24 protein-coding genes are annotated in these 23,952 nt (G+C 62.8%); 5 read left to right on the forward strand and 19 right to left on the reverse strand.

Translation table 11 applies throughout. The features are described 5' to 3' along the window. Nucleotides 1-139 precede the first annotated feature (139 nt). The 9 genes from P5205_10615 to P5205_10655 all read right to left on the reverse strand — a co-directional run bounded on the left by P5205_10615 (nt 140) and on the right by P5205_10655 (nt 9,790). Nucleotides 140-616 carry a hypothetical protein gene (locus P5205_10615; protein ID HSA10808.1) on the reverse strand — a complete coding sequence of 159 codons (477 nt, stop codon included), beginning with the start codon at nt 614-616 and terminating at the stop codon, nt 140-142. A gap of 184 nt (nt 617-800) precedes the next feature. Beyond that, a complete protein-coding gene (sufC, locus tag P5205_10620) occupies nt 801-1,559 on the reverse strand; it encodes a Fe-S cluster assembly ATPase SufC (GenBank protein HSA10809.1) in 759 nt (252 codons plus the stop codon). 100 nt (nt 1,560-1,659) lie between these two features. Further along, nucleotides 1,660-3,108: a Fe-S cluster assembly protein SufB gene (sufB, locus tag P5205_10625; GenBank protein ID HSA10810.1), complete on the reverse strand. Its 1,449-nt coding sequence runs from the start codon at nt 3,106-3,108 to the stop codon at nt 1,660-1,662. Beyond that, nucleotides 3,105-3,578, reverse strand: a complete 474-nt coding sequence (locus P5205_10630; GenBank protein ID HSA10811.1) for a transcriptional repressor — start codon at nt 3,576-3,578, stop codon at nt 3,105-3,107. The genes sufB and P5205_10630 overlap by 4 nt, the downstream gene beginning before the upstream one ends. 386 nt (nt 3,579-3,964) lie before the next feature. After that, the gene (locus P5205_10635; GenBank protein HSA10812.1) at nt 3,965-5,188 is read right to left on the reverse strand and encodes an argininosuccinate synthase; all 1,224 of its coding nucleotides are present in this window, start codon (nt 5,186-5,188) and stop codon (nt 3,965-3,967) included. Nucleotides 5,189-5,340: 152 nt separating this feature from the next. Continuing rightward, complete coding sequence (locus P5205_10640; GenBank protein ID HSA10813.1) at nt 5,341-6,291, reverse strand: FAD:protein FMN transferase; 951 nt, start codon at nt 6,289-6,291, stop codon at nt 5,341-5,343. 98 nt (nt 6,292-6,389) lie between these two features. Next, nucleotides 6,390-7,766, reverse strand: coding sequence for a Gfo/Idh/MocA family oxidoreductase (locus tag P5205_10645; protein ID HSA10814.1), 1,377 nt, complete (start codon nt 7,764-7,766; stop codon nt 6,390-6,392). A 70-nt stretch (nt 7,767-7,836) separates the two neighbouring features. Beyond that, nucleotides 7,837-8,526, reverse strand: a complete 690-nt coding sequence (locus tag P5205_10650; GenBank protein HSA10815.1) for an ABC transporter ATP-binding protein — start codon at nt 8,524-8,526, stop codon at nt 7,837-7,839. Next, nucleotides 8,519-9,790: an FtsX-like permease family protein gene (locus P5205_10655; protein HSA10816.1), complete on the reverse strand. Its 1,272-nt coding sequence runs from the start codon at nt 9,788-9,790 to the stop codon at nt 8,519-8,521. Before P5205_10655 ends, P5205_10650 begins: the two co-directional genes overlap by 8 nt. A 112-nt stretch (nt 9,791-9,902) precedes the next feature. On the opposite strand from P5205_10655, the gene P5205_10660 reads away from it, so the two are divergent. The 3 genes from P5205_10660 to P5205_10670 are packed head-to-tail and all read left to right on the forward strand — an operon-like array spanning nt 9,903 to nt 11,580. Beyond that, nucleotides 9,903-10,187 carry a hypothetical protein gene (locus P5205_10660; GenBank protein HSA10817.1) on the forward strand — a complete coding sequence of 95 codons (285 nt, stop codon included), beginning with the start codon at nt 9,903-9,905 and terminating at the stop codon, nt 10,185-10,187. Then, complete coding sequence (locus P5205_10665; protein ID HSA10818.1) at nt 10,184-10,534, forward strand: hypothetical protein; 351 nt, start codon at nt 10,184-10,186, stop codon at nt 10,532-10,534. Before P5205_10660 ends, P5205_10665 begins: the two co-directional genes overlap by 4 nt. Continuing rightward, nucleotides 10,531-11,580, forward strand: coding sequence for a tetratricopeptide repeat protein (locus P5205_10670; protein HSA10819.1), 1,050 nt, complete (start codon nt 10,531-10,533; stop codon nt 11,578-11,580). Before P5205_10665 ends, P5205_10670 begins: the two co-directional genes overlap by 4 nt. A 22-nt stretch (nt 11,581-11,602) precedes the next feature. Here P5205_10670 and P5205_10675 read toward each other — a convergent pair whose 3' ends face one another. Then, nucleotides 11,603-12,067: a hypothetical protein gene (locus P5205_10675; protein HSA10820.1), complete on the reverse strand. Its 465-nt coding sequence runs from the start codon at nt 12,065-12,067 to the stop codon at nt 11,603-11,605. A gap of 122 nt (nt 12,068-12,189) precedes the next feature. On the opposite strand from P5205_10675, the gene rpmB reads away from it, so the two are divergent. Further along, nucleotides 12,190-12,459: a 50S ribosomal protein L28 gene (gene rpmB / locus P5205_10680; GenBank protein HSA10821.1), complete on the forward strand. Its 270-nt coding sequence runs from the start codon at nt 12,190-12,192 to the stop codon at nt 12,457-12,459. Nucleotides 12,460-12,491: 32 nt separating this feature from the next. Here the strand turns inward: rpmB and P5205_10685 are convergent, their stop codons facing one another. From P5205_10685 to P5205_10715, 7 genes are all read right to left on the reverse strand, one after another. Continuing rightward, nucleotides 12,492-14,240 (reverse strand): GspE/PulE family protein, encoded by a 1,749-nt coding sequence (locus P5205_10685; GenBank protein HSA10822.1) that lies wholly within the window; start codon nt 14,238-14,240, stop codon nt 12,492-12,494. After that, on the reverse strand, nt 14,237-14,755 hold the full coding sequence (locus P5205_10690) for a hypothetical protein (protein HSA10823.1): 519 nt from the start codon (nt 14,753-14,755) through the stop codon (nt 14,237-14,239). The genes P5205_10685 and P5205_10690 overlap by 4 nt, the downstream gene beginning before the upstream one ends. 6 nt (nt 14,756-14,761) lie before the next feature. Next, a complete protein-coding gene (locus tag P5205_10695) occupies nt 14,762-15,583 on the reverse strand; it encodes a hypothetical protein (GenBank protein HSA10824.1) in 822 nt (273 codons plus the stop codon). Next, entirely contained in the window at nt 15,580-17,424 is a 1,845-nt protein-coding gene (gene pilM / locus P5205_10700) for a pilus assembly protein PilM (GenBank protein ID HSA10825.1), read from the reverse strand. The genes P5205_10695 and pilM overlap by 4 nt, the downstream gene beginning before the upstream one ends. 51 nt (nt 17,425-17,475) lie before the next feature. Continuing rightward, nucleotides 17,476-19,449 carry a type II secretion system protein GspD gene (locus tag P5205_10705; GenBank protein HSA10826.1) on the reverse strand — a complete coding sequence of 658 codons (1,974 nt, stop codon included), beginning with the start codon at nt 19,447-19,449 and terminating at the stop codon, nt 17,476-17,478. Nucleotides 19,450-19,525: 76 nt separating this feature from the next. Further along, nucleotides 19,526-19,975 (reverse strand): SsrA-binding protein SmpB, encoded by a 450-nt coding sequence (smpB, locus tag P5205_10710; GenBank protein ID HSA10827.1) that lies wholly within the window; start codon nt 19,973-19,975, stop codon nt 19,526-19,528. A 101-nt stretch (nt 19,976-20,076) separates the two neighbouring features. Beyond that, complete coding sequence (locus tag P5205_10715; GenBank protein ID HSA10828.1) at nt 20,077-20,331, reverse strand: DNA-directed RNA polymerase subunit omega; 255 nt, start codon at nt 20,329-20,331, stop codon at nt 20,077-20,079. Between the two features lie 115 nt (nt 20,332-20,446). On the opposite strand from P5205_10715, the gene P5205_10720 reads away from it, so the two are divergent. Further along, nucleotides 20,447-21,373, forward strand: a complete 927-nt coding sequence (locus P5205_10720; GenBank protein HSA10829.1) for a polyprenyl synthetase family protein — start codon at nt 20,447-20,449, stop codon at nt 21,371-21,373. A 65-nt stretch (nt 21,374-21,438) separates the two neighbouring features. On the opposite strand, the gene P5205_10725 is transcribed toward P5205_10720, so the two are convergent. Then, nucleotides 21,439-22,839, reverse strand: a complete 1,401-nt coding sequence (locus tag P5205_10725; protein HSA10830.1) for a tetratricopeptide repeat protein — start codon at nt 22,837-22,839, stop codon at nt 21,439-21,441. Nucleotides 22,840-22,951: 112 nt separating this feature from the next. Next, a complete protein-coding gene (locus P5205_10730; GenBank protein HSA10831.1) occupies nt 22,952-23,518 on the reverse strand; it encodes a flavin reductase family protein in 567 nt (188 codons plus the stop codon). Between the last annotated feature and the right edge of the window lie 434 nt (nt 23,519-23,952).

The raw sequence follows: 23,952 nt of genomic DNA on the forward strand, positions 1-23,952 counted from the left end.
GGCCGTTGTGCGGCAGTGAGATTGGCGGGTCGCGCGCCGACCAGAATCGTTCCCACCCGCGCACCAGAACCGGCCCGTCGTGAATTTCTCCCAGCCCTTCCAGGCGCTGGCACCCGGGCAATCCCTTTCTCGCCGGGACCTATTTCTTTCCGCCCAGCGCGCCGCCCAGCGCCGAGGCTGCGTCTGGCCCGGCCGCCTTGGCGATGCCAGCCTGGATCTGCGCCACTAATCCATCCACCGCCTTCTGCTGTTCGGGCGTGAGCGAGGCCTTCAAGTTGCCCAGTTGCTGGACCGTGTTGAGTGCCTCCTGATATTTCTGGTTGTTTACCAGGCTCTTGGCTTTGTCAATCAGTGCCTGGACCTGAGCCGATGCCGCAGATACTGCGCCGGCAGCCTCGGCCACGGCTTGCGTTGCCGCCGTTTGCGCGGTCTGTTGTGCGTCGCTGACCGCCTGGCCGGCCGATTCCGTCACGGCCTTCACAGCGTCACTGGCCGTCGCCGGCTCGACAGCCGACTGGGGAGTTTCGCCCACCGGCGCCTCCTCTTTGCTGCAGCCACTGGCTAGAATGAGCGCTGCCCCCGCCGTCACTCCTAATAATGCATGCTTGATCTTCATCTGCTTCTTCCTTTCGTTTCCGTTATGGTTGGTTTGGTTTCAGCTTCCGGCGATGTCAAACTCACAACCTGCCCCGGCGTGTCCCGGCCTTATTCGCCAGGCGGCGCGCAGCACGGGCCGCTCGTATCAAAGGAAATCGCCGGTCAACCATACCCCTCTTGTTGGGCGGGGTCAACCGGCCAGGTCAAGCCGGCACCGCTTCTTCCTTGTTGATCCAGTCGTAGCCTTTCTCCTCCAATTCCAGCGCCAGCTTCTTGTCGCCCGTGCGGACAATCCGCCCATCCACCAGCACATGCACAAAGTCTGGCACGATGTAATTCAGCAGCCGCTGGTAGTGCGTGATCACTAGTTGCGCGTTGTCCCGCCGCCGCAGCTTGTTCACCCCGTTGGAGACGATCTTCAGCGCGTCAATATCCAGCCCGGAGTCCGTCTCATCCAGCACCGCCAGCCGCGGCTCCAGCACCGCCATCTGGAATATCTCGTTGCGCTTCTTCTCGCCGCCGGAGAAACCCTCGTTGACCGAGCGGCGCAGCAGATCCTCGTTCAGCTCCAGCAACTGTATCTTGTCCTTCACCAGTGTCAGAAACTCCATCGCGTCCAGTTCGCTCTGCCCCTTATGTTTGCGGATTTCATTCAACGCTGACTTCAGAAAATAGGTGCTGTTCACTCCGGGGATCTCCACCGGGTACTGAAACGCCAGGAACAACCCTTCCCGCGCCCGCTCTTCCGGGTCCAGCTCCAGCAAATCCCGCCCGTCATAGATGACCCGGCCGGAGGACACCTCGTAACCCTCCCGACCCGCCAGGATTGCCGCCAGCGTGCTCTTGCCGCTGCCGTTCGGCCCCATGATGGCGTGCACTTCGCCCAGGCCTATCCTCAGGTTGATGCCTTTTAGAATCTGTTTCCCCTCCACCCCGGCGGTGAGGTCCTGTATTTCCAATATCGCTTGTTTCATGGTTGGCCGCAACGGCCCTGTAAATTCCGACTCATCCTCTGTCTGTCAAGTTCGATCACCGGTTCCGGCCCTTGCAGCCTGCGACGCCTTACCCCACGCTCCCCTCCAAACTGACCCCTAACAGCTTCTGCGCTTCCACGGCAAATTCCATAGGCAGCTCCCGAAACACTTCCTTGCAGAAGCCGTTGACGATCATGTTCACCGCGTCCTGCGTCGCCAGCCCGCGCTGGTTGCAGTAGAAGATCTGGTCCTCCCCGATCTTCGAGGTCGAAGCCTCGTGCTCCACCCGCCCGGTCGAGTTCCGCACCTCGATGTAGGGAAACGTGTGCGCCCCGCACTTGTCCCCCAGCAGCAGCGAGTCGCACTGCGAGAAGTTCCGCGCGTGTGCCGCCCCCTTCTGCACCTTCACCAGGCCCCGGTAACTGTTCTGGCCGTGCCCGGCCGAAATGCCCTTGGACACGATCGTGCTGCGCGTGTTCTTGCCGATGTGGATCATCTTCGTGCCGGTGTCGGCTTGCTGATAGTTGTTCGTCACCGCCACCGAGTAGAACTCGCCGACCGAGTTGTCGCCCAGCAACACACAGCCCGGATACTTCCAGGTAATCGCCGAGCCTGTTTCCACCTGCGTCCAGCATATCTTTGAGTTTTTGCCTTTGCACAGCCCCCGCTTGGTCACAAAGTTGTAAATGCCGCCCCGGCCCTGCTCGTCGCCCGGGTACCAGTTCTGCACGGTCGAATACTTGATCTGCGCATTATCAAGCGCGATCAGCTCCACCACCGCCGCGTGCAGCTGATGCTCGTCCCGCATCGGCGCCGTGCAACCCTCCAGGTAGCTCACCGAAGCCCCCTCCTCCGCCACGATCAGCGTGCGCTCGAATTGGCCCGTGTTGGCCGCGTTGATCCGGAAATAGGTGGACAGCTCCATCGGGCACCGCACCCCTTTGGGGATGAAGCAGAACGACCCGTCGCTGAACACCGCCGAATTCAGCGCCGCGAAATAATTATCCGTGTACGGCACCACCACCCCGAGGTACTTCCTCACCAAATCCGGGTGCTCCTGGACCGCGTCCGTGAATGAACAGAAAATAATGCCCTTCTCCGCCAGTTGCTTCTTGAACGTGGTCCCCACCGACACGCTGTCAAACACCGCGTCCACCGCCACGCCGGCCAGGCGCTCGCGCTCCTTGAGCGGGATGCCCAGCTTCTCGTAAGTCTCCAGCAGCTTCGGGTCAACCTCATCCAAACTCCGCGGCCCCGCGCCCTTCTTCTTGGGCGCCGAGTAATACACCGACCCCTGATAGTCAATCGGCGGGTAATGCACCTGCGGCCAGGTCGGCTCCTTCATCGTCAGCCAATGCCGGTAGGCCTTCAGCCGCCAATCCAGCATGAACTTGGGCTCATGCTTCTTTTGCGAAATGAGCCGGACGATGTCTTCATTCAGACCAGGGGGCGCCGAGTCGGCCTCCACGTCCGTGTAGAAGCCGTACTTGTACTCCTTCTTGACCAACCCTTCGATTGTCTCAGTTGCTGTGCTCATCTCGACTTAGTTGCTCGTTTTGCCCTCTTCGGCCGTTCGCCGTTCCCTCCCGCGCACGCCGCGCACCGGCCATGAATGGCAATCTCAAACCGCTCCGCTTCAAATCCGTTCGGCAGCCCGATCCCCGGCTCAGCCGGATAATCCACGTCAAACACGCTGTCGCACGTATCGCAGTAAAAGTGGCAGTGCTCCCGCATATTGGGGCAGAACCGCGCCGCGCCGCGCGCCAGCGTCACTTGTCGCGCCAACCCGCACTTCACCAGCGCGTCCAGGCAATTATACACTGTGGCCATCGAGATCTCCGGCATCTCCCGCTTGACCCGGATGAATACTTGCTCCGCGGTCGGATGATCCCGTTCCCGCAGGAGCACAGCATAAACATGCTCCCGTTGCGGGGTAAAACGAAAACCGCCCCGCGCCAGACGCTCGTCCAGCCCGGCATCGTTCTCGATCTCGGCCGCTCGGTCCATCTTACCGGCAACGTAGCCCAACACCCCCGCCTGTCAATATTTGGAACAATTCTAAATCCCGCCCCGCCGCCAAAGCCCGCCCACAAGCTCAACCGCACGCAAACTCCGCGGGTCCTTGTCCCTCCGAACCCGCGGGCCGATCCCTTGCGGACTCACGGCTGCACCTGAACTGATATGGGAATCCCCGTCGCCGAAGTGCAGCCCGCAAGGGAGTCTCACCGTATCCACACCGTATCCACACCGTCCCCACACCGTGGATACAGCCTTGACAATTTCGGTTCATTACCGCGTAAACCGCTGCCAATGAGGGGTTTATGTCCGCCGCTCCCGATCCGCGATCAAGGCATCACTTCAGCCTGTCAGCGCCCCGTCGCCCTGCCGGCGCGCTACCGCTTCTTCCGCACCCGTGCCGCCACCTTCAGCCGCAGCGCATTGAGCCGGATGAAGCCGGTGGCGTCGTCCTGGTTGTAGGCCTTGGTGGGATCGGCCTCCATCGTGGCGATGGCGGGATTATACAGGCTGACCGGCGACTTCCGGCCCGCGCAGAGGATATTGCCCTTGTAGAGTTTCACCCGCACCGTGCCGGTGACATTCCGCTGGCTCTCGGTGACACAGGCCTGCAACGCCAGCCGCTCCGGCGCGAACCAGTAGCCGTAATACACCAGCTCGGCGTAGCGCGGGATCAGCGAATCCCGCAGGTGCATGACCTCGCGGTCCATCGTCAGCGTTTCCATCTGCCGATGGGCGAACTGCAGGATGGCCCCGCCCGGCGTCTCGTACACGCCGCGGGACTTCATGCCCACATAACGATTCTCCACCAGGTCCACCCGCCCGACGCCGTGTTTGCCGCCGAGCCGGTTGAGCGCGCGCATCACCCCCAACGGGTTGAGCGCCTTCCCGTTGACCGCCACACAGTTGCCCTGCTGGAAGTCGAGCGTCACATACTCCGCCTTGTCCGGCGCGTCTTCGGGCGCGACGCTCAGCTTGAACATGTCCTTGTTCTTCGGCGCAAACGCATCCAGCCATGGATCCTCCAGGATGCCCGCCTCGAACGAGATGTGCAGGAGGTTGCGGTCCATGGAATAGGGCTTCCGGGCGGAAGCCTGCACTGGAATCCGCTTCTTCGCGCAATAGGCGATCATCTCGGCCCGGCCGGGGAACTCGTCCCGGAACCGGCCGTCCCGCCAGGGCGCAATCACCTGCAGCTCCGGCGCGAGCGCCGCGGCGGTCAACTCGAACCGGACCTGGTCATTGCCCTTGCCGGTGGCGCCGTGGGCGATCGCCTGGGCCTTCTCCTTCCGGGCAACCTCGATCATCCCCTTGGCGATGAGCGGCCGGGCGATGCTCGTCCCCAGCAGGTATTGGCCCTCATAAACCGCCCCCGCCTGGATCATCGGGAAGATGAAATCGCGCGCGAACTCCTCCTGCAAGTCGGCGATGTAGCACCTGGACGCCCCGGTGCGCCTGGCCTTGGCCTCCAGCCCCTTAAGCTCCTCCTCCTGTCCGATGTTGGCGCAGTACGCGACGATGTCAGCGTGGTAACGCTCCTTCAGCCACAACAAGATGACCGAGGTATCCAGTCCGCCCGAATAAGCCAAAACAATCTTCATCGCCCGAGCTTAAGGCCGAGGCGGCCCCAAACGCAAAGCCGAAAACCCCCGCCCATCCAGCATGGGTGTTAATGAGAGGCGCCGGAAGAACTTTGTCTCACAGCCCGCCGGCTTTCCCAGCGACAGACTGGCGTGCCAACGGACATAGGCGGCTACGCATTGGACTGCGTCGTGATGCCCCGCGCCTCCACGCTCAACCTGCCTCCCGCCTCGCTCACCACCAGCGTTCTCATGCCGGGGCGGAGGCTCGCGATGGATTCGTGCCCGGCCCGGCCGAGGGTCAGCAGGGCGGTGGACAGCGCGTCCGTCTCCGTGGCCGAGGCCAGAACCACCGCGGCCAGCACCGTGCCGCGGGCCGGTTCGCCGGTGCGCGGATCTATGATGTGCCCAAACACCCTGCCTCCCGCCTCAAAGTGATTCCCCCACACCGCTGACACCGACATCGCCTCGTCTTTCAATGGCACACTCGCCAGCAGAACCGGCGGTGCGTCCGGTGAAGGCGAGGGCCTCTCGACGGCGACCTTCCAGCACTCCTGTCCCGGCGGGTGCCCGATCGCCTGCACCGTGCTGGTGCCCCCATGCACCAGCGCGCTCGTCACCCCCGCCTCGCGCAGCACCTCCGCCGCCTGCTCCACGGCGTAACCCTTGCCAATCGCCCCCAGGTCCAGCATCACCCCCTCGCGCTCAAATTGGACTGTAAAATCGCCCGGGTTCAACCGCACCAGCCCCATGCCCGCGTTCGCGCGAGCTTCGGACACCTCCTCGGGCCGGGGCATCCGCCCGTCCCCGCCCATGAAACCCCAGCACCGGACCAGCGGGGCGACCGTGATGTCGAACGCGCCGCCGCTTTCCGCGTGCAGCCGTTGCGCATGCTGCAACAGGGCGAAGACTTCCGGCGTGACCCGCACGGGCTCCCGGGCGGCGCGCGCGTTCAAGCGGGCAATCTCGCTGCCGGGACGAAACAGGCTGAGCTGGTCCTCCAGTTGCTCCACCAACCGCAGCGCTTCCTCCCCCGCCGCCCGCAGCGCCGGGGCGTTGTCGCCCGGCAGCACGATCTCGAACCGCGTCGCCATCGCGTGGCAGGCAAGTGTGACGTGAGGCATCGAGGGGGGCGGGGTCGCCAATAAAGCGCGGGAGCAATGGGACAGTGGTGTCACCACCCCCATTGCTCCGCTAATCCATCGCTCGGCTGCGTGTGCCCCTACGACTGCGGCAGGGTGCCGTAGGTAATCGGGGTGACGGCCGTGCCGCCGTCGGTCGTGACCTTGCGGGTCTTCTCGTCGAACAGGCAGGCGATCTTCAACCGGTCGGACATCTCGGCCAGCGAAATGACCGTTTGCACCCGGATCGCCAGCTCAATGCTCCCGTTGGGCTCCTTGCCGGAACGGATGCAGTCAAACCAGTTCTTCTCGTGCACCCGGATATCCTCGCGCGGCGGGGCGACAAAGGTCTCAGGATCAATCTCGTCCCCGAACTGGCGCTGCGGCACCAGGTTGAGCTTCTCGCCGTTGGCGTCAATGTCCAGGTTCGCCTTGTGGCCGTAAAAGCTCGTGCCGGGAGTCGAGCCGTTGACCGTGCAGCAGGTCACCATGAGCACGAATCCGCTCGGGAACTCCGCCAGCAATTGCGCGTGCTCCGGAATCTCCCGCTCGGGGGTGCCGGGGACCGTCTTGTCGGAGTGGACATTCCGGGTGCCGACCGAGCAGACGCGCACGGGGAACTCAGGGTTGCCGGTGGCCAGCATGACCGGGTGCACCTTGTGCGGCGCCAGGTCGCCCAGCGGCCCGGCGCAGTAACGGAAATACTTCCGCCACCGGTGGTAATGCTCCGCGCTGAACCCTTCGCGCTGCTTCACGGGCCCCAGCCAGCGCTCCCAATCTATGTTCTCCGGCTTGGTTTCCGATTCAATCAGGTAATTCCACTCGCCCTCCAGGCTGTTGCGCGAATACCACGCCTGCGCCCAAACCAGCGTCCCGATCTTGCCTTCCTTGATCAGCTCCGCGCATTTGTGGTAGCCGCCGGCCGAGCAGCCCTGCGACCCCACCTGAAACACCTTCTTGCTGCCTTTCACCTTGTCGTACACCTGGAACGCCTCGCCCAGGTAGCGCGTCAGCGGCTTCTCGCAATACACGTGCCGGCCGGTGTCCAGCGAGTCAATCGTCATCTGCGCGTGCCACGGGTCCTGCGTCGCGATCAGCACCGCGTCAATGTCCTTGCGCTCCAGCATCTTGCGGTAATCCGCATACACGTCCGCGTCTTTGAGGTTCGCGTTGGTCTTGGCGAATTCGCGCCGCTTGTTGAACACATCGCTCGCCGCCACGATCACAGTGTTGTTCTCGGTCGCCTTCCCGTGGATGCCTTTTAGGTGGTCCTGGCCGATCCCGAACCCGACCCCGATGATCGCCACCTGGATGCGGTTGTTCGCCCCGGCCACGTTCGCCGCCGGCGCCTGGTCCTGCCCGTAAACCGGTGTGCGCAGCAGCGGCGTCGCGGCCACCGCGGCGGCGGCAGTGGCGGTTCGCTTGAGAAAATCCCGGCGCGGAAGCGCCGAAGCGGAGGAAGTGGTCTTGTTGTCCATAAGATGATTTGTCAGTGCGTGATTTGTCACGGCAATAAGTGGACGAAGACTACCGGAAAGGCATTCAGGGTCAATCTCCCAATCCGTCAGCGACCTGGCCGTCCACCAACTCCACCACTTTGGGGGCGCGGGCGGCCACGCGCGCATCGTGGGTGGCCATGATGAGCGTGGTCTGCTGCTCGTCGCGCAGGGCGCAAAGCAGGTCAATGATCTCCGCCCCGGTATGCGAATCGAGGTTGCCGGTGGGTTCGTCGGCGAGGATGAGGTCCGGCCGGTTGATCATCGCGCGGGCGATGGCCACGCGCTGCTGTTCGCCGCCCGAAAGCTCGTAGGGCTTGTGCTCCAGGCGCTCCTGCAGGCCGACCCGCGCGAGCAGCTCGCGCCCGCGAGCTTCGGCCTCGCGCGCCGGCGTCCGCGCCATGCGGGCGGGGAGACAAACGTTCTCCAGCGCGTCCAGTTCCGGCAGCAGGTAGTAAGCCTGGAAGATAAAGCCGACCTCTTTGCTGCGCAGTTGCGCCAGCTCGCGCCGGCCCAGGGTGGCGAGGTTCCGGCCGGCCAGGTGGATTTGCCCCTGGTTGGGTGTGTCCAGTCCGCCCAGCAGATGCAGCAGGGTGCTCTTGCCGGCGCCGGAAGCGCCGCGCAGCGCGAGGAATTCGCCGCGCCGCAGTTCGAGGTCCACACCGCGCAACACCTCCAGCGAACGCCGGCCCAGCAGGTAGGTTTTGTGGAGGCCGGTGGCCGCGAGCAGCACGTCACTCATAGCGCAACGCCTCCACCGGTTTAAGCCGGCCCGCGCGCCAGGCCGGGATCACGCCCCCCAGGATGCAGATCACCCAGGCGCTGCCGCAGATCAGCGCGATATCCCGCGGAAAGATCAGCGCCGGCAGCTCGGCAAAACCGTAGATCGAAGAGGGGAACAGCTCGAAGCCCGTCATGCGATTCATGAAATGCAGGAACTCGTTGCGGTAGCGCAGCGCGAGCATGCCCAGCCCATAGCCCGCCAGGTCGCCAATCGCGCCAACCACCGCGGCCTGGCTCAGGAAGATCCGGCTGACCTGCGCGTCGGTGGCCCCCAGGGCCTTGAGCATGCCGATTTCACGCGTCTTCTGCACCACGAAGGTGATCAGCGCGCTCAAGATGCACAACGCCGCCACGATCACAATGAAGAACAACAGGTAGAACATGACGTTCTTCTCGACGATCAACGCGTTGAGCAGGTTGGCGTTTTCCCGCATCCAGCTCCGGATGCCGTATTTCGGCCCCAGCGCCCGGGCCAGCTCCAGCTCGACCACCGGCGCCTGGTAAGGATCGTGCAGCATCACCATCAGCCCATGCACGCCGTCATCCAGGTCATACAGATCCTGCGCGTCCCGCAGCGAAGTCACCACCACCGACACGTTGTATTCGAAGTAGCCGACGTCAAAGATGCCCCGCACTTCGTATTCCGGCAGCACGGGGGCGGAGGCGTTCTCCTTCTTGCTGCCCTCCCGCCATTTCCGCAGGACGCTGGGCGAGCCGATCTCGACGAGATCGCCGACCTGCAGGTTCATGTTCTGGGCGAACTCGGTGCCGACCAGGAGCCCCCGGTCGCTCACGTCGAATTTGCCCTCGACAATGCTGCCGGGCAGGATGGTCATGTTGGTCTCGAGCAGGGGATCGATGCCGCGAATCCACGGCGCCCCGACCTGCGGCTGGCCGCTCGGGGGCTCGGTCTGCACCAGCACGGGGCCCAGGATGAACGGGGCGACCGCCTTGACCTGCGGGTTGGCGGTTACCGTCCGGGCGACGGCGGCGTAATCTTTCATCGTCTCCCCGCGCGGCAGGACCTTGAGATGGGTGTTGAAACCGAGAATCTTGTCGCGCAGTTGCTTGTCGAAGCCGCTCATGACGCTGATGACGATGATCAGCACCGCGACGCCCAGCGTTACGCCCACCACGGAAATCAACGTGATCACCGAGACGAAGGTCCTCTTGGGTCGCAAGTACCGCAGCGCCAGCAGCAGCTCGAACGGCAAGCGAGACATGGGCGCGAAACTAGTCGGACCCGGGCGGCATGTCAACGAGTCTATCCGCCGCCGCGCACCCGGCAGGCGCGCCCTTGACACCGGCCGGATTCGTCCTCACACTCAGGTCGCAATGAACCGAACACAGTTCATGCTGTTGAATGTGGCGGGAGGCATTTGTGGCCTGCTGATTATTTGCAGCCTGGGGATGGCGATGCTCAATGGCCGGCTCAACCAATCCGTCGCGGCGACACAAAACCAGTTCGGCCAGGCGCGGCAGCTCCAAACCACGACCGAGAACCTCGTGCTGAGCATTGCCCAGGCCGGCAAGTCTGACCCCGTGCTGCGTAACTTGCTGGTGAAGCATAAGATCAATATCGGCCGCAACACCAACAGCCCGCCCCAATCCGCGCCATGAATCCTGACAAGGATAAAAAGCTGGCCGAGCTGTCCCGCCGGAACCCGTTCTGGATTTGCTTCATAATCTTCCTGCTCCTGGCCGCCGACTATGGCTTCCGGTTCGCGGGCCTGATCAGCCAGCGGGAGCAGCTTAACCGCGCCGCGCTCCTGCAAGCGCAAAACGCGGACGCCCTGGCCCAGGCGCAAGAAATTGAGAGGCGGCTCGAGGCGCTCTCGCTCGATCTGCTGCAAATTGCCACGACCAATGCCGCGGCCAAAGACATTGTCCAGCAGTTCAACATGAAGTGGACCCCCGGACCGACGGCGTCCCTCCCCGCGCCGACCGCTGCCGGAAAGCAGAAATGAGAGGCTCTGTGCTTTGCCATTCCCGCGTTGCCGCGTTGTCCTGTCGCGTCCTGTTAGGCCTGACGGTGCTTTCCTGCGCCACCGTGGCGCCTGCGGCCGAAAAGGACGCGCCGGCGGTCCCGACCGCGGCAAACGACGAGACCAACGCCCAGGAAACGCTTCGCTCCTACCTGCAGCTCCAGGAACAGCTGCACGCCACGCAGCTGGCCATCGAGCGCAACCGGAAGGAGGCCGATGCCGCCGCGGCGGAAAGCGCCAAGGCGTTTGCCGCCCGGCTGCAAGGCATCGAGGAGGCCCTATCCTCCCAGCGGGCGCAGGAACTGGCGGCGATGCAAAGCTCTAACAAGGTGATGCTCCTCGTCGCCGGGCTGTTTGCGGCGCTCGGCTTCCTGGCGATGTTGTTCATGGCTTTCTTCCAATGGCGCACGATCAACCGGCTGGCGGAAATCTCCGCGGCGTTGCCCTTCGCTCACGGACTGGGGCCGAAGTCGGCGGCTGCGGCGCTGGGGGTGGACGAGGCGCACCTGCTTGGGGCCGGCCCGGCGGGGCAATCCAGCCAGCGATTGCTCGGCGCGCTGGAGCAGCTCGAGAAGCGCCTTTGCCAACTGGAACACACCCCTCCTCCCCCGCTGCCCAATGGCGGTTTCCCAAACCAGAACGCGAAATCCGGCAATCCCCCGCCAGACGGCGAGACGATGGCGAATACGGCGGAGTCAGCGGAGACCGCGCGCATCACCGTACTGCTCGGCAAAGGGCAGTCGCTGCTGAACCTCGATCAGGCGGAGGAGGCGCTGGCCTGCTTTGACCAGGTCTTGGCGCTGGTGCCAAATCACTCGGAGGCCCTGGTCAAGAAGGGGGCGGCCCTGGAACGATTGCACCGACTGGATGACGCTATCGCCTGTTACGACCAGGCCATCAAAGCGGACAATTCCCTAACAGTCGCCTACCTTTACAAGGGCGGGCTGTTCAACCGCATGGAACGTTTCGGCGAAGCGCTGGAATGCTACGAACAAGCCTTGCGCACCCAGGAAAGCCGGCGCGGCTGAGGCGCCGACGCGGGGGTGCGCTTCACCAAAGGAACGACCTCTGCTCCCCGAGCAGCCGGTTTCCTTCCCACAGCGTCGCGCGCCAGGCAGTGACTTCACCGAAGTCCTTGTAGTCCTGACCAACTAGCGGCACCGTGGCCCAGCGGCTGAACCATTTGCGGGGCTCCACAGATTGGGTGAGCACCAACTGCCGGGGAAAGTCGCCGCGCGCCACGCCGCGCAACTCCACCTGCACCCTTAGCGGGGCCACCGGCCGGCCGCTGGTCTTCCACTGCACCTTGAACTGCATTCCGGAGCACTCGTTGGTGTGGTTCCGCAGGCGGGCCTGGTAGGAATCGCGCTCGAAGAGGCCTGGCGTGAGCGAGTTGCGCCCTTTCAGGTCGAGGAATTGCGGCAGGACCTTGATGACACGCCCGTTCGCGGCCGGGGCGCACAAAGCCGCAGCCAGCCACCCAGCCAGGGACAACCAGAGCAAGGACCGTCGCATACCTGACAAATAGCGTCCCCCCGCTCCAAACTCAATACTCATTTCGTCCCCAGCCGATACCGCTTGCAGGAACGCGCGCGCCTGCTAGTATTGTCGCCAGTTAATATTCAAACAGGATTTGTATGGCGAGAATTTGTGAACTGACCGGCAAGCGCCCGATCAAGGGCAGCATCATTTGGCGTAGCGGCAAGTCGAAGAAGAGCGGCGGTATCGGCACGCATGTTACCGCCATCACCAAGCGCCGGTTTATGCCGAACCTGCAGCGGGTCAAGGCAGTCGTCAACGGCGAGGTTCGCTATGTCCGCGTGTCCGCCAAGGCGATCAAGAAAGGGCTGATCGTTAAAGCGCCCAAGCGCACCTGGAAGAAGGAAGCGGCGGCGGCGAAGGCTTGAGCCGGCGTTTGCCGGCGGCACGCCGGGAGGGGTCAGCTTTTGGCCAGCAGCGCGGCAGGATCGATCACCCGGGTCCACCGTTCCTGCTCGGAGATGGGGATCAACCCTTTTTGCACCTTGGGCCAGGCCATCTCGCGCAAGGAACGCCAGCCTAACTTGCGCGCGGCGTCGCGCAGTTCACCGGTCCGCAGACCGGGCCGGATCAGGCTCATAATGGCCTCGCTGAGGAGGAAGAACTCGTAAATGGCAACCCGGCCGCGGTGGCCCTTCTGGTTGCATTCGACACAGCCCCGGCCCTTCCGCGCTTTGACCTGCTCGGCGGGAATAGCGAGGGCAGCGGCCATTTCCTCGCGGGTGGAAGCGGGGATGGCCAGGTCCTCCTCCGCACAGTGTCGGCAAATGCGCCGGGCCAGCCGCTGGGAGATGCTGCAAACCAATGAGGATGCGATCAAATACGGCTCGATGCGCATCTCCAGCAGGCGCGTCACAGCGCTGATGCTGTCGTTGGTATGCAGGGTGGAGAACACCAGATGGCCGGTCTGCGCGGCGCGCACGGCGATTTCGGCGGTCTCAAAGTCGCGAATCTCGCCGACCAGCACGACATCCGGATCATGGCGGAGCACCGAGCGCAGCCCGGTGGCAAACGTCAGGCCGATTTGCTCACGCACCTGGATTTGCACGGTGCCTTCGAGCTGGTATTCGATGGGGTCTTCGAAGGTAATGATCTTGCGACCCTCATCATTAGCCTGCGCCAGCGCGGTATAGAGGGTCGTGGTCTTGCCGCTGCCGGTCGGGCCGGTCAGCAGGACCATTCCTTGCGGCAGCCGCGTCAACTGCGTCAGAACCGCTTCCTGATTCGGATCCATGCCGAGCTGGCTCAGGTCGAGGTACAAACTCTGCCGGCCCAGAATCCGCAGGCAGACCGCCTCACCATACTTGGTGGGCACGATCGAGACGCGCAGGTCGTATTCCTCGCTGCCGGTCTTCATGGCGATGCGGCCATCGTGGGGAAGCCGCTTTTCGGCAATGTTCAGGCCGCCCATGATCTTGAGCCGCGACACCACCGCCGGGTGCAAACGATGCATGTCCGCCGGGACGGGCACCGTCTCCAGTATGCCATCCACTCGATAGCGCAGGCGAACCGAATTGAGGTACGGCTCGAGGTGAACGTCCGTGGCCCTGAGGCGCAGCGCCTCCTGCAGAATCTGGTCCACAAAAGCCGAGACGGTGGCTTCAAGCGCGGAATCGGTTTCCTTGCCCTGCACGTCAAAGACGATCTCCTGGCTGATCTCCGTCCCGCCACGCTCCTCCCGCAGCTTTTGGATCGTTTCGGCGCCCAGCCCGAAGTTCTGCTTGATGACGGCATGGATGGCGCTGGGCGTGGCGAGCACAATCTTGAAACGTTTACCCAGCACGAGGCGCAGATTGCCCTGCTCAATCTGGCTCGGCGGCTCGCTGAACGCGAGGGTCAAACAGTCATCCTCGAGCCCCAGCGGCAGCAAGTGGTAAAGAAAGATCAGCTTGATCGGCAGCAATTCCAGGGTCTCGCGCTTGAGGCCCAGCGCGATAGGATCGACGAATTCCAGGTGGTTGACTGCGGCCAAGGCGCGCCAGATATCTTCTTCGGACGCGAAGTTCAGGTCCACAATCGCGCGATGCTGCGGCAAATTGAGCCGGCGCTGGCGTCGCCGTGCCTGCTCCAACTGCTGCTCCGTGAGCTTGCCGAGCTCCAGCAGGAGTTCGCCGGTTTCCTTCCGCGCCGCGGCCTGGGTCTCGTTCATTTGATGGGAACCTCAAGTTCCTTCTTTGTATTCAAGGGCAAAATATTGGTCTGCGCGGTCAGGTTCGTCAACGTCATCGCTTCCACGGTCGCGTTGGCGATGAAGAGGTTGGTCGCAATCCGGGCGCCGATGACGGCGACCTCGTATGCGTTCCCCAGCTTGAACATGGTCTGCTTGGGGCCATCGCCGGTTTGATAGAAGCCCTGGTAAGTGACTTCGATCTTGCGCGTGGTGGGAGGCGGCGGAGCTGCCGGGATGAAGTGACCGGTAAAGAATGGGCTTAGCGTGTTGGTGGGAACGAGCGTTTTGGGCCAGACTCCCGGTGAAAAGAGACGATCAAGCCCGCCCACCGGCGCAAGGCTTTGCAGGCGGGTGCCGGTTGCGTTGGCCTCCCGAACCTCGGGAATCCTGCCGCCCAGGTGGACCAGGGCCAGGACCAGCAGGAGCCACATGCCCGCATGCACACAACCGGCGAACCAGCGACTGCGAATGGTCTTGTTGATGATCGGCGGCATGTTCCCTCACTCCCGCAACACGTATCCCACCGCTCGCAACCACACGTGCACTTGGTCCGGTTTATCGGGCGACTGCTTCTGCACCACCAATCGGTCAACGAAAAGAGGGGGCTTGTCGGCCGGCGCTTCAGGCAAGCCCGCCGCCCGAATTTCGTCCGCGCGCAGGGGCAGAGATTGGAGGAGCCTGGCCACGCTGGCGGCCTGGCCGGTGAACTCAAGGTGCAGTGGAATCTGGGTCAGGTGCGCGGCGCCATTCGGAGCCGGGGCATTGGTGAGCACCGGCGGAACCTCGAGCGAATGCAGGGCTGTTACCTCGCACTGGAGGGCGGTCCAAAGCAAGCTGTCGGTGAGCGCGAGTGCCGCCCACAGCAGGGCGGGTTGCCTCACGTCAGCGGTGTGTTCGGGAAAGCTGGCCAGCACGCCGGGCTCGATTACCGCCTTCTGTTTCTTGGCCAGGTTGATCAACTTGTCCAGTTCCTTGCCACGCTCATTGGCGTAATCCACAAGCTCGAACTCGGCCTGCGTCTTGGCGTGCACGGTCGCGCCCAACTGCAGGCGGGCTCCGGCCTTTTCTTTCGCGCTCTCCAGGCTCAGCAGGGCCTGCCGCGTTTCGCTGAGCCGGTTGGTTATGTGCAGGAAATCAATGCTGGTCGCGTTGCTCTGATTGAGCGAAATCGCGAGCTCTCTCCAGGCTTTCTGCAAGGGTTCGTCCAGGCTCGCCGCCCGGCGCGCCAGCGGCAGCAGAACGAATATGTAATAGGCTGCCAGCGCCAGCCCCACGAGTGGGATGAAGCCGCGTCGTTGATATTCCCGGAACGGTATTTTCACGGCTTTACCGGGGTGGAATTCTCCGCGCTTCCCGAGGGCATCCACAGGGGGCGAGGCCCGGACCGAGTGGCAGTTCGAGGGGCAAGGCCCGGCAGCGGCTTTCTGGGGGGCAGCGGCTGCTGAAACTCGACGGTGGCAAAATCCAGCGCCAATACGAAGTCGCGCTCGGGGACGATGACTTTAGGGTCCGCCAGGTTCCGGCGCAAATCGTCCGACAAGAGGTCCACTTTGGAGAACAATGGCTGCCGCTTGAGTTCATCCACCAGTTCCCGCCGGACCCGGCGGGCTCCGTCCGCGTCTTCAGGGATACAAAGTTCCGCAATGTAACCTGGCTTGGCTGGCGAAAGGTTGGTGGAGGCTGCCGAAACCGCGGAGAATTCCGCCGCCGCCCCCCGGGCACGGCTGGTAACCGGGCCAAACACGTTGGTGCGAGAGAGCTTGTTGGTCGCGTAGGGCCCCGGCGGCTGGTTGAAGTAGCTCTGCTGGTCGGCTAACAGCATGTACCAGAAGCTGCGATTGCTGCGGGATTCTTGAAGCAGCGCGAACGTCTTCAGGGTGTCGAGTGTATTCTGCTGGCTGGCGAACACCGGGCGGAAGCTCTCGTATTCAAGGCACAGCTCGGCGGCCAGCGCATCATTTGCCTCCACCGCCTCCTGGGCGGCCAGGACCTTGGTCAGCAGCGCTTGCTTGCGGCTAAAGAGGGAGATCTGGTGCCAGGTGCCAAACGCCAGCACCAGCAGACACAGCACGGCCAGGCCCAGGCTGGTCAATTCGAGCCGCTGGCGAATCAGCCGTTTTCGCCAGGCGATACGGTAATCGTCAGGCAGCAGGGAGACGGGTTGCGTGCTATATCCGAGCGCCTGGAGCGCAGCGCCGTAGGCAACCTCAAAGCGTTTCGATGGCAACACCGCCTCGGGCTGCGCGCCTTGCGGCCATGGTTGCAGGTTCAAACCCGCCTGTTCTTTCAGGTAGTCAATCAAACCCGGCTGGTCGAATGCGCCGCCGCTGGCGACCAACTGAAATGATGCGGCCTCGGGCGCCAGGATCGGATTGTGGTCAAACCACTCGTTCAATTGCCGCTTCAGCTCCGCTACCCAGCCGTCCACCACGCTGGCAAATGCCGGACAAGCCTCCGGGCCAATCAACAAATTGTCGGTGCGCTTCACGGATTCCGCGCTCTCCTCGGAGCAATTCCGCAACCGGGACAGGGACCGGGTGAAGAAATCGCCTCCCATCTGAAAGCTGGTGGCAAAGACCCCCTGGCCGGCCACCACGACCGCCACCACCGTGGTCTGGGCTCCCAGGTGCACAAGAATGGCGCGCGAGGAGAGGGGACTGGCGGCGCGGTAAGCGGCAATCAGGGCATTGGCGGTCGTAGTGACCTCGCACAAATCCTCCTGCTCGACGCCCAACCGCAGAATGCGTTCGCGGACATCGCCTTCCTGCGACAGAGTGACCCAAAACTGCTGCCGGTTCTTGGCCGCGGTTTCCGTGCGAACGAAGTCATAGACAATCCGGCTCTCGCTGACACCGCCCAGCTTGACGGTTTCATCATGGATCATCTTCTCCACTTCGCTCTCAGGGGCGAGCGGCAGGTCAATGACCTGTGAAATGGATACATGCTGCGGCAGAATCAAAGCCAGCGGCGGCCGGCCCCATTCCTCCAGACTCGCCTGCAAATGGGCCTTGATCTCATCCGGGGCCACCAAGCCCTCGGCCTGCAAGTCTATCAGTTCCTCCTTGAGAACGCGCAGGCGGCCAAAGTCACTTTCCGCTAGCAGCAGCTTGATGCAGCGACTGCCGGCATCCAGCGCCAGCACCCGCCGCACCGGCGGTCGCATTCGGTCAAGCTTCAACATGGCGAAGGCACGGCGTCCGGGGCGCTTCCCATATCACTTGGCCGGTGAATTGGTCGCGGAATGCTCGTCTTCGTAAACGAGAAACTCGCCCGTGTCTTTGACGATCGTGGCCGTCACGAAGATCAGCAAGTAGCGCGGCGTGTCCATCTCTGTCCGGCGACGGAACAGCGCGCCCAGAATCGGAATGTCCCCCAGGACGGGCACCGACTCGACATAGGTCGTCTTCTCGCGTTCCAGCACTCCGCCCATCACGACGGTCTCGCCCGATTTGATGGCGACGCGGGTGGAGAGCTCCTGCGTGCGATAGGTCGGGAGCTTTATCTCGAAACTGCTGGTCACGTCGCCTGACTGGTTTACCTGGCTCACCGTGGTGTAGGTCTGCAGCAGCACCTGTGTATTTACCTTGGGGTTCAATGCCAGCAGGATGCTCTTGCCGTCGCCGCTGATGCTGGCCAGAACATGAAGCTCCGCCCCGGCGGTGACCTTCGTGGGCCTGCCGCTCGGGTAGATCGAGGAGGCCGTGTAATACTGCTGCACGGTCGCGGAAACGCTGTACTCCTCGTAGTAGTACTGGACCTGGCCGTCGCTAATGGTCGCCGGGCGGTTGTTGAGGACGGTCAGGCGCGGCGCGCTCAGGGTCTGGCTTTCGCCGCTCTGCTCCAACGCGCTGATCGTGGCGCTCAAGTCCGCCGCGCCCAGCACGTTGGTAAAAACTTCCGAAATCCCCCCTCCCACGGCGGGATTCAGCCCGCCGGTGAGCGGGCTGACCGTAGCGGGGAAATTCTGATTGTTCACCAGCCCGGTGAAGTCCGCCGGCGGACCGTTGGTCAGAAGCCGGCCCGTCTGCCACAGCACCCCCAGTTGCATGAAGGCCGGCTTGGAGATGGTGACAAACCGGGCCTCGATCAGCACCTGCTGGATCGGCTGGTCGAATTCCTTGATGATGTCCTCCATCACGTCCAACTGCTCCGGAGTGCCCCGCGCGACAACCAGGTTGCGCTCGTAATCAATCATATACTTCGAGCCGGTAAACAGGTTGGTGATCGCCCGTTCCAGGGCCGGCAGCGTCGGGGCCAGGTCATTGACAAATCTCTGAAATCTCTGGAACTCGGTAACGGTAACCGCCGGCCCGGCGGTGGTCGTCGTTCTAGTTGCGTCCGCGGTGCCGAATTCAGCCGGCAACACAAAACCCTTGCGCAATCGGTAGAAGCGGGTTTCTTCCATCAGTTTCTTGGGGTCTTTCGCATCCACAACCCAGACCAGTTGGTCGCCGACCTGGAATTGCAGTTCGTAGTTGCGGGCGATGTAGCGGAGGAACTCCCCCAACCTCACCTTGTCGAGATTGGCGCTCAGCAGTTGCTTCAGCGCGGGAAGCGACTTGTCCGCCACGATATTGACTCCCGCCGTCTGGCTAAGGTTTACCAGAATCGTCTCAAGCGGGACGTTATCCAGGTGGACGGTGACCTCCTTCTCCAGCACTTTCGCCATGCGGCCCTTGGCGCTCTCGAAGTCGAACAAGGGGCCTTGCTCGCGAACGGTCTTCCCGTAAGTCTCAGGAATCCACGGGGAATTCTCGATGCGGTCCACCGCGTCCCGAACATCCTTGGTGGCCGGCAGGCCGCGGTCCTTGTTCTCGGTGAGCAGGCTCTTGACCGTGGGATTGAAGACCGAGTTCTTGGCATCAATTTCGCGAATCTGGTTTTCCAGCGCCTGCTCCCGCCGCTGCTGGCCGGTCTGTACCACCCAACTGTAAACCCGTTCGACCGCCGCGTTCTTGGGAGCCATTTCGCGCAAGGCCGTGGCTTTGGTCTGCGCCTCTTCCCACTGCCCCCTGCCCGCCAGATCCATGATCTCCTTGATCTCGGGATCGTAGTTCTTGTTGTATTTTACCGGCGGCGACCCGGGCGCCTTGGGTTGGGAATGTTGGCAGGAAGTCAACGAAAGCAGCAGCAGCGCAACTGCCGCCGCTGCTTTCGACGGGAGGCTCAGCCTGAATCGTGAAAGCATGGGACCTATGTGACGATTGACCCGGCCATTAAATTCACGCACCACACCAAAATGCAATCTGTTTTTCCACTCAAATTCACCGGCGGTGGCGCAGCGTGGCCTGCTTGAGTTCGCGCTCGGCTTCGCGTTTCTTCAGGTCCTCGCGCTTGTCGTACTGGGCTTTGCCCTTGCCCACCGCGAGCGCCACTTTGACTTTCCCCTGCTTCCAGTAGAAGGAGAGCGGCACCAGCACATTGCCCTTGACCGCCGCCAAGCCGAACAGCTTTCGGATTTCCGACTTGTGCAGCAGCAATTTGCGCGGGGCCTTCGGCTGGTGATTCTGGAGATTCCCGTGGGAATACTCGTCAATGTGAGCGTTGTAAAGATAGACCTCGCCATTCTCCACCCGGGCGAAGGCATCGCGAATCTGGCCTTTGCCCGCGCGCAGGGCCTTCACCTCGGTGCCGCGCAACACGATGCCCGCCTCGATCGTCTCGAGCAGGTGGTAATCGCGCCGGGCTTTGGGATTGGTCACGATGTCGGCCATAAAATCACTTGTGCGCGCGAACTGACCGACAGCGGCAGCCTGCCGGCTCCGCCTCATCCGCAGATTCCATCCCCTGCCAACGCCTGCCCCGCGGCAGCGTCTCAGTGCCGCTTGCGCTTCTTGGCCACCGGCCGCACCAATTCCACCAACTCCGGCATTTCAAAGCTGATCTTGTCCTCGACGATCTCCAGCAATGCGATGTCCGCGGCCCCCATGTGGCCCGTATCCGCGACCAACGGCCGGCTCATCCTGCCTCCGCCGGACATGAGTTGGCGGACGCGGCGCGAAATCAAGTTGACCAGAACGTTGGGATTGCCAACTTTCTCCAGTGCCTTTTTTACAAGTTCAGCGTTCAAAGTTCAGGTGTCCAGAATCGAGCGGGGTACAATAGCTGCTCCGGCCCCGAACGCAATACAAATATTCTGAATGCGCTTGCGCCCAGAATTAGCATTCCCTACAAGTCCACCGAGCATGTCCATCACCACCAAGAACCTGAATTCCCGGTCGCAACCGCCCTTTGACCTGCAGGAGTTTCTCGCCGCTCGCACCGTCGCTGTCAATCGCGCCCTCGACCGGTTTCTGCCCGCCGCCAACGCCAAACCCGCCACCATCCACCGCGCCATGCGCTACTCGCTGTTTGCCGGCGGCAAACGCATCCGCCCCGCGCTGTGCCTGGCCGCCGCTGCCGCCTGCGGCGGCGATGAGGCCGACGCCCTTCCCCTCGCCTGCGCCGTCGAGTGCATCCACACTTACTCGCTGATACACGACGACCTCCCGGCCATGGACGATGACGATTATCGGCGCGGCAAACCGACCAACCACAAAGTCTTCGGCGAGGGTATTGCCGTGCTGGCCGGCGACGCGCTCCTGACCCAGGCGTTTGAGATCGCCGCCCAAAGCCGCGGCTGGCCCCGCTACTCGCATCAGCAAATTGTCCTGGAAGTGGCTCGCGCGGCGGGCTCTCTGCAATTGATCGCCGGGCAGGTCGCGGATCTGGAAAGCGAAGGAACCCGCATTTCCGCCCCGCAACTCCAGTACATTCACGAACGGAAGACCTCCGCCCTGCTGTGTTGCTCGGTGCGCCTCGGCGGCATGAGCGCCAACTGCCCGCCCGCCCAATTGCGCGCGCTCACCTGCTTTGGCTACCACGTGGGGCTGGCCTTCCAGGTGATTGACGACATCCTGGACGTGACCCAAACCAGCGAGACGCTTGGCAAGACGGCGGGCAAAGACGTCCGGGCGCAAAAGGCGACCTATCCCTCGATCGTCGGGCTGGACCAGTCACGCAAGATCGCCAGGCAATTGACCCAACGCGCCTTTCGCTCGCTCAGAGTTTTCAAAGGGAAAGCCGTGGCGCTTGAAGCATTGGCCCAGTTTCTCTTGCGCCGCGACCGCTGACGCTCCGGCCCGAAACCTCCAACCACCGAATAACCAAAACGCCTAATCCGCGCGAGCCCGGGACCTCATTCGGACTGCCCGCCGTAGAAGGCATCCATCTTATCGGCGACATCCTTGTAGCCCACGTCCACCGCGTAAATCAGTTTGAACTGCGCAATGGCCTCATCGCGTTTGCCCATCTTCTCGAACACGCAACCCAGCAGGTAGATGAGCTCCTTCTTCTCGTCATCGAAAACCACCTTCTCCTTGATGGCGTCCTGGAAAGTGGTCGCCGCCAGGTCATTGATGCCGCGCCGCGAAAAGCACTGGCCCAGGTAGCTTAGCGCCTGAATCCGCCGGTGCGGATTGCCTTGCGCCTTCTGGAATTCCTTCATGGCCTCGGTGGTCTTGCCCATCTGGAAGAAGAGCTGCCCCAGCTCGAACCGGATTTGCAGGTCCGTCGGGAACCGCTCCACGCGCTTCTGGCACTCAGCCAGTTGGTAGGCCTGTTTCTCAGCTTCAAGCCTGGCCAGCTTGTCCGCGTGGTCCGGCGCGGTCGGATCGAGCTGCGCAATCTCGTGTTCGAACTTCCGCACCACCGTGTCCGCAATGCTGCGATCCAGCGACGCGTCACCGCCCACCTCCGACGCCTTGATCTGCTCGTAATAACTCAACGAGCGGTCAAACTGCTTCTTCTCCCGGTATAGCTCCGCCAATTGGCGCAGCAACTTCAGATTCCTGGGCTCGGTCTTGAGCCGCGCCTCATATTCGCCAATCAGCCGCTCGGTGACATCCTCGGTCTTCACCTGGCGATTCTGCTGCTCCAGCGAAACCGCCTCCTCCTTGTTCTTCAGGATATCCCGATACGAGCCGCTGCCGTCGGCCAGCGCGTCGTAGCCGCCCTCATCCAGCGTCTTGCGGGCTGAAAGATCCTTCAACGCCTGCCCCAATTCCTGATCCGCCGGGTATGAGCGGCAAAGATCGGCCAGAATCTTCTCCGCCCGCCCGATCTCGCCCGAGTCCGCCAGCGCCCGGGCAAACTTGATCGCAACCTCGCGGTCCTTGGGCGAATGGGCGGCCAGGATCTCGAGCGACATCACCGCCGTCCTCGGCAGCTCCAGCGCAGTTGCGGCCTCGACCACCAGCTTGTGCGCGCCCGTGTTGGTCGCTTCGCCATTGAGGATTTGCTCGGCAATCCTCAGCGCTTCAGCCGGGTCCTGCCGCAACGCCAGATGCCCTTTCGCGAGCATCGGCGACGAGCCCGCGCTGCTCATCATCTTCTTGAAGAAGCCGCCGCCGCTGCCGGTCTTTCGCATCTGCGCCAGCCGCAGCGCCTTGCGGCATTCGTACAAACCGGGCTCCTTGGCCAGAATCTGGTTGAAGAGATCCACCGCGTAATCAAAGTTCTCCCGCCGCAGCGCGTCGCTGCCCTTGGTAAAGAGCATGCGCAGCTCGCGCGGGAGTTCATTCAAACTCTTTTCTGCCATAATTGACTTTTGTCACGTAATCTGGAGCAAATCCAGCGCAAATCCACTATCAACCGGACCCCGCGCCACCTCCCCAACCCCGGGCCTGCCCGCTCACCGCCAGGGCAGACCGTCAAATGCCCTTGCCGGCCGAAAAAACTTTGCCCACGAGCTTGCCGATGTTGAAATAGTCCTGCGTGTCCGGCGTGAACACCAGCGGCTTGAGCTTCTTGATGTCCACGGCCCCCCCGGCCCCGATGATGCTCTCGTCGGCCTTGGCGTCAATCACCTCGCCCACAAACTGCGTGTGCAGCCCCAACTCCAGCACGTTAATCAGCTTGCATTCCAGCACCAGCGGAAACTCCTTCACATACGGCGCGTCCACCAGCGTGCTCTTGACCGGCGTCAGCTTGGTCGCCGCAAACTTGTTGGTGTTCCGCCCCGTCACCAGTCCGAAATAATCCACCTGCTGAACATACTTCTCGGAAGGAACGCCGAGCGTGAAAGCTCCGCGCTCCAGGATATTCGCATGGGAGTAAGTCACCTTGCGCAGCGAAACCGCCACGCACGGCGGCTGCGAACAACAGATGCCACTCCACGAAGCCGTCATTACGTTCGGCTTGCCCGCCTTGTCGTAAGTGCCCACCACCAACACCGGCGCCGGGTAAATGAGAGTCTTCGCTCCAAGAGATTTGTTCATAGCGCCGGCAATCCTAACCAAGCCCCGTAATGACGCCAAGCCCCGAAACGCGCCCAACACATCCACAAACCCCGCCGGCAAGAGCCCGAACGCTTCGCCCCGGCCCGCCCCCGCCAGGAACCGCAACTTGCATTGCGACAGTCCCTTTCCGGGAAAACCAGCCCTCCTCGCTGTTCTTCGTGGAACATGGCCCGTTCTGACAGCCACAGCACAAGCCGGGTCGAATCGGGCCTTCCAAGGGAGTCACACCGTATCCTAACCATATCCACACCATATCCACACCGTGGATACAACCTTGACATAGATCGCAGCGTCTTTCTGCGTATCCCACTGTCCTTATTGGACTTACCGTAAAAATGCCGCCCTGCGGCGGCTTTCGTTGGGTGCGCCCGGCAGGGCGCACTGACTAGTTGGTTAGAGTCCAATGCACACCC

This window comes from Candidatus Paceibacterota bacterium (assembly GCA_035452965.1).
GTDB lineage: Bacteria > Verrucomicrobiota > Verrucomicrobiia > Limisphaerales > UBA8199 > UBA8199.

What these genes read in the sequence shown, in the direction of transcription:
- P5205_10665 (HSA10818.1), top strand. Translation starts at nt 10,184, where the DNA reads ATGAATCCTGACAAGGATAAAAAGCTGGCCGAGCTGTCCCGCCGGAAC.
- P5205_10670 (HSA10819.1), top strand. Translation starts at nt 10,531, where the DNA reads ATGAGAGGCTCTGTGCTTTGCCATTCCCGCGTTGCCGCGTTGTCCTGT.
- P5205_10690 (HSA10823.1), bottom strand. Translation starts at nt 14,755, where the DNA reads ATGCCGCCGATCATCAACAAGACCATTCGCAGTCGCTGGTTCGCCGGT.
- pilM (HSA10825.1), bottom strand. Translation starts at nt 17,424, where the DNA reads ATGCGACCGCCGGTGCGGCGGGTGCTGGCGCTGGATGCCGGCAGTCGC.
- P5205_10720 (HSA10829.1), top strand. Translation starts at nt 20,447, where the DNA reads ATGTCCATCACCACCAAGAACCTGAATTCCCGGTCGCAACCGCCCTTT.
- P5205_10650 (HSA10815.1), bottom strand. Translation starts at nt 8,526, where the DNA reads ATGAGTGACGTGCTGCTCGCGGCCACCGGCCTCCACAAAACCTACCTG.
- P5205_10725 (HSA10830.1), bottom strand. Translation starts at nt 22,839, where the DNA reads ATGGCAGAAAAGAGTTTGAATGAACTCCCGCGCGAGCTGCGCATGCTC.
- P5205_10630 (HSA10811.1), bottom strand. Translation starts at nt 3,578, where the DNA reads ATGGACCGAGCGGCCGAGATCGAGAACGATGCCGGGCTGGACGAGCGT.
- P5205_10655 (HSA10816.1), bottom strand. Translation starts at nt 9,790, where the DNA reads ATGTCTCGCTTGCCGTTCGAGCTGCTGCTGGCGCTGCGGTACTTGCGA.
- P5205_10635 (HSA10812.1), bottom strand. Translation starts at nt 5,188, where the DNA reads ATGAAGATTGTTTTGGCTTATTCGGGCGGACTGGATACCTCGGTCATC.
- P5205_10730 (HSA10831.1), bottom strand. Translation starts at nt 23,518, where the DNA reads ATGAACAAATCTCTTGGAGCGAAGACTCTCATTTACCCGGCGCCGGTG.
- P5205_10685 (HSA10822.1), bottom strand. Translation starts at nt 14,240, where the DNA reads ATGAACGAGACCCAGGCCGCGGCGCGGAAGGAAACCGGCGAACTCCTG.
- P5205_10645 (HSA10814.1), bottom strand. Translation starts at nt 7,766, where the DNA reads ATGGACAACAAGACCACTTCCTCCGCTTCGGCGCTTCCGCGCCGGGAT.
- rpmB (HSA10821.1), top strand. Translation starts at nt 12,190, where the DNA reads ATGGCGAGAATTTGTGAACTGACCGGCAAGCGCCCGATCAAGGGCAGC.
- sufB (HSA10810.1), bottom strand. Translation starts at nt 3,108, where the DNA reads ATGAGCACAGCAACTGAGACAATCGAAGGGTTGGTCAAGAAGGAGTAC.
- P5205_10615 (HSA10808.1), bottom strand. Translation starts at nt 616, where the DNA reads ATGAAGATCAAGCATGCATTATTAGGAGTGACGGCGGGGGCAGCGCTC.
- P5205_10705 (HSA10826.1), bottom strand. Translation starts at nt 19,449, where the DNA reads ATGCTTTCACGATTCAGGCTGAGCCTCCCGTCGAAAGCAGCGGCGGCA.
- P5205_10675 (HSA10820.1), bottom strand. Translation starts at nt 12,067, where the DNA reads ATGCGACGGTCCTTGCTCTGGTTGTCCCTGGCTGGGTGGCTGGCTGCG.
- P5205_10660 (HSA10817.1), top strand. Translation starts at nt 9,903, where the DNA reads ATGAACCGAACACAGTTCATGCTGTTGAATGTGGCGGGAGGCATTTGT.
- P5205_10640 (HSA10813.1), bottom strand. Translation starts at nt 6,291, where the DNA reads ATGCCTCACGTCACACTTGCCTGCCACGCGATGGCGACGCGGTTCGAG.
- smpB (HSA10827.1), bottom strand. Translation starts at nt 19,975, where the DNA reads ATGGCCGACATCGTGACCAATCCCAAAGCCCGGCGCGATTACCACCTG.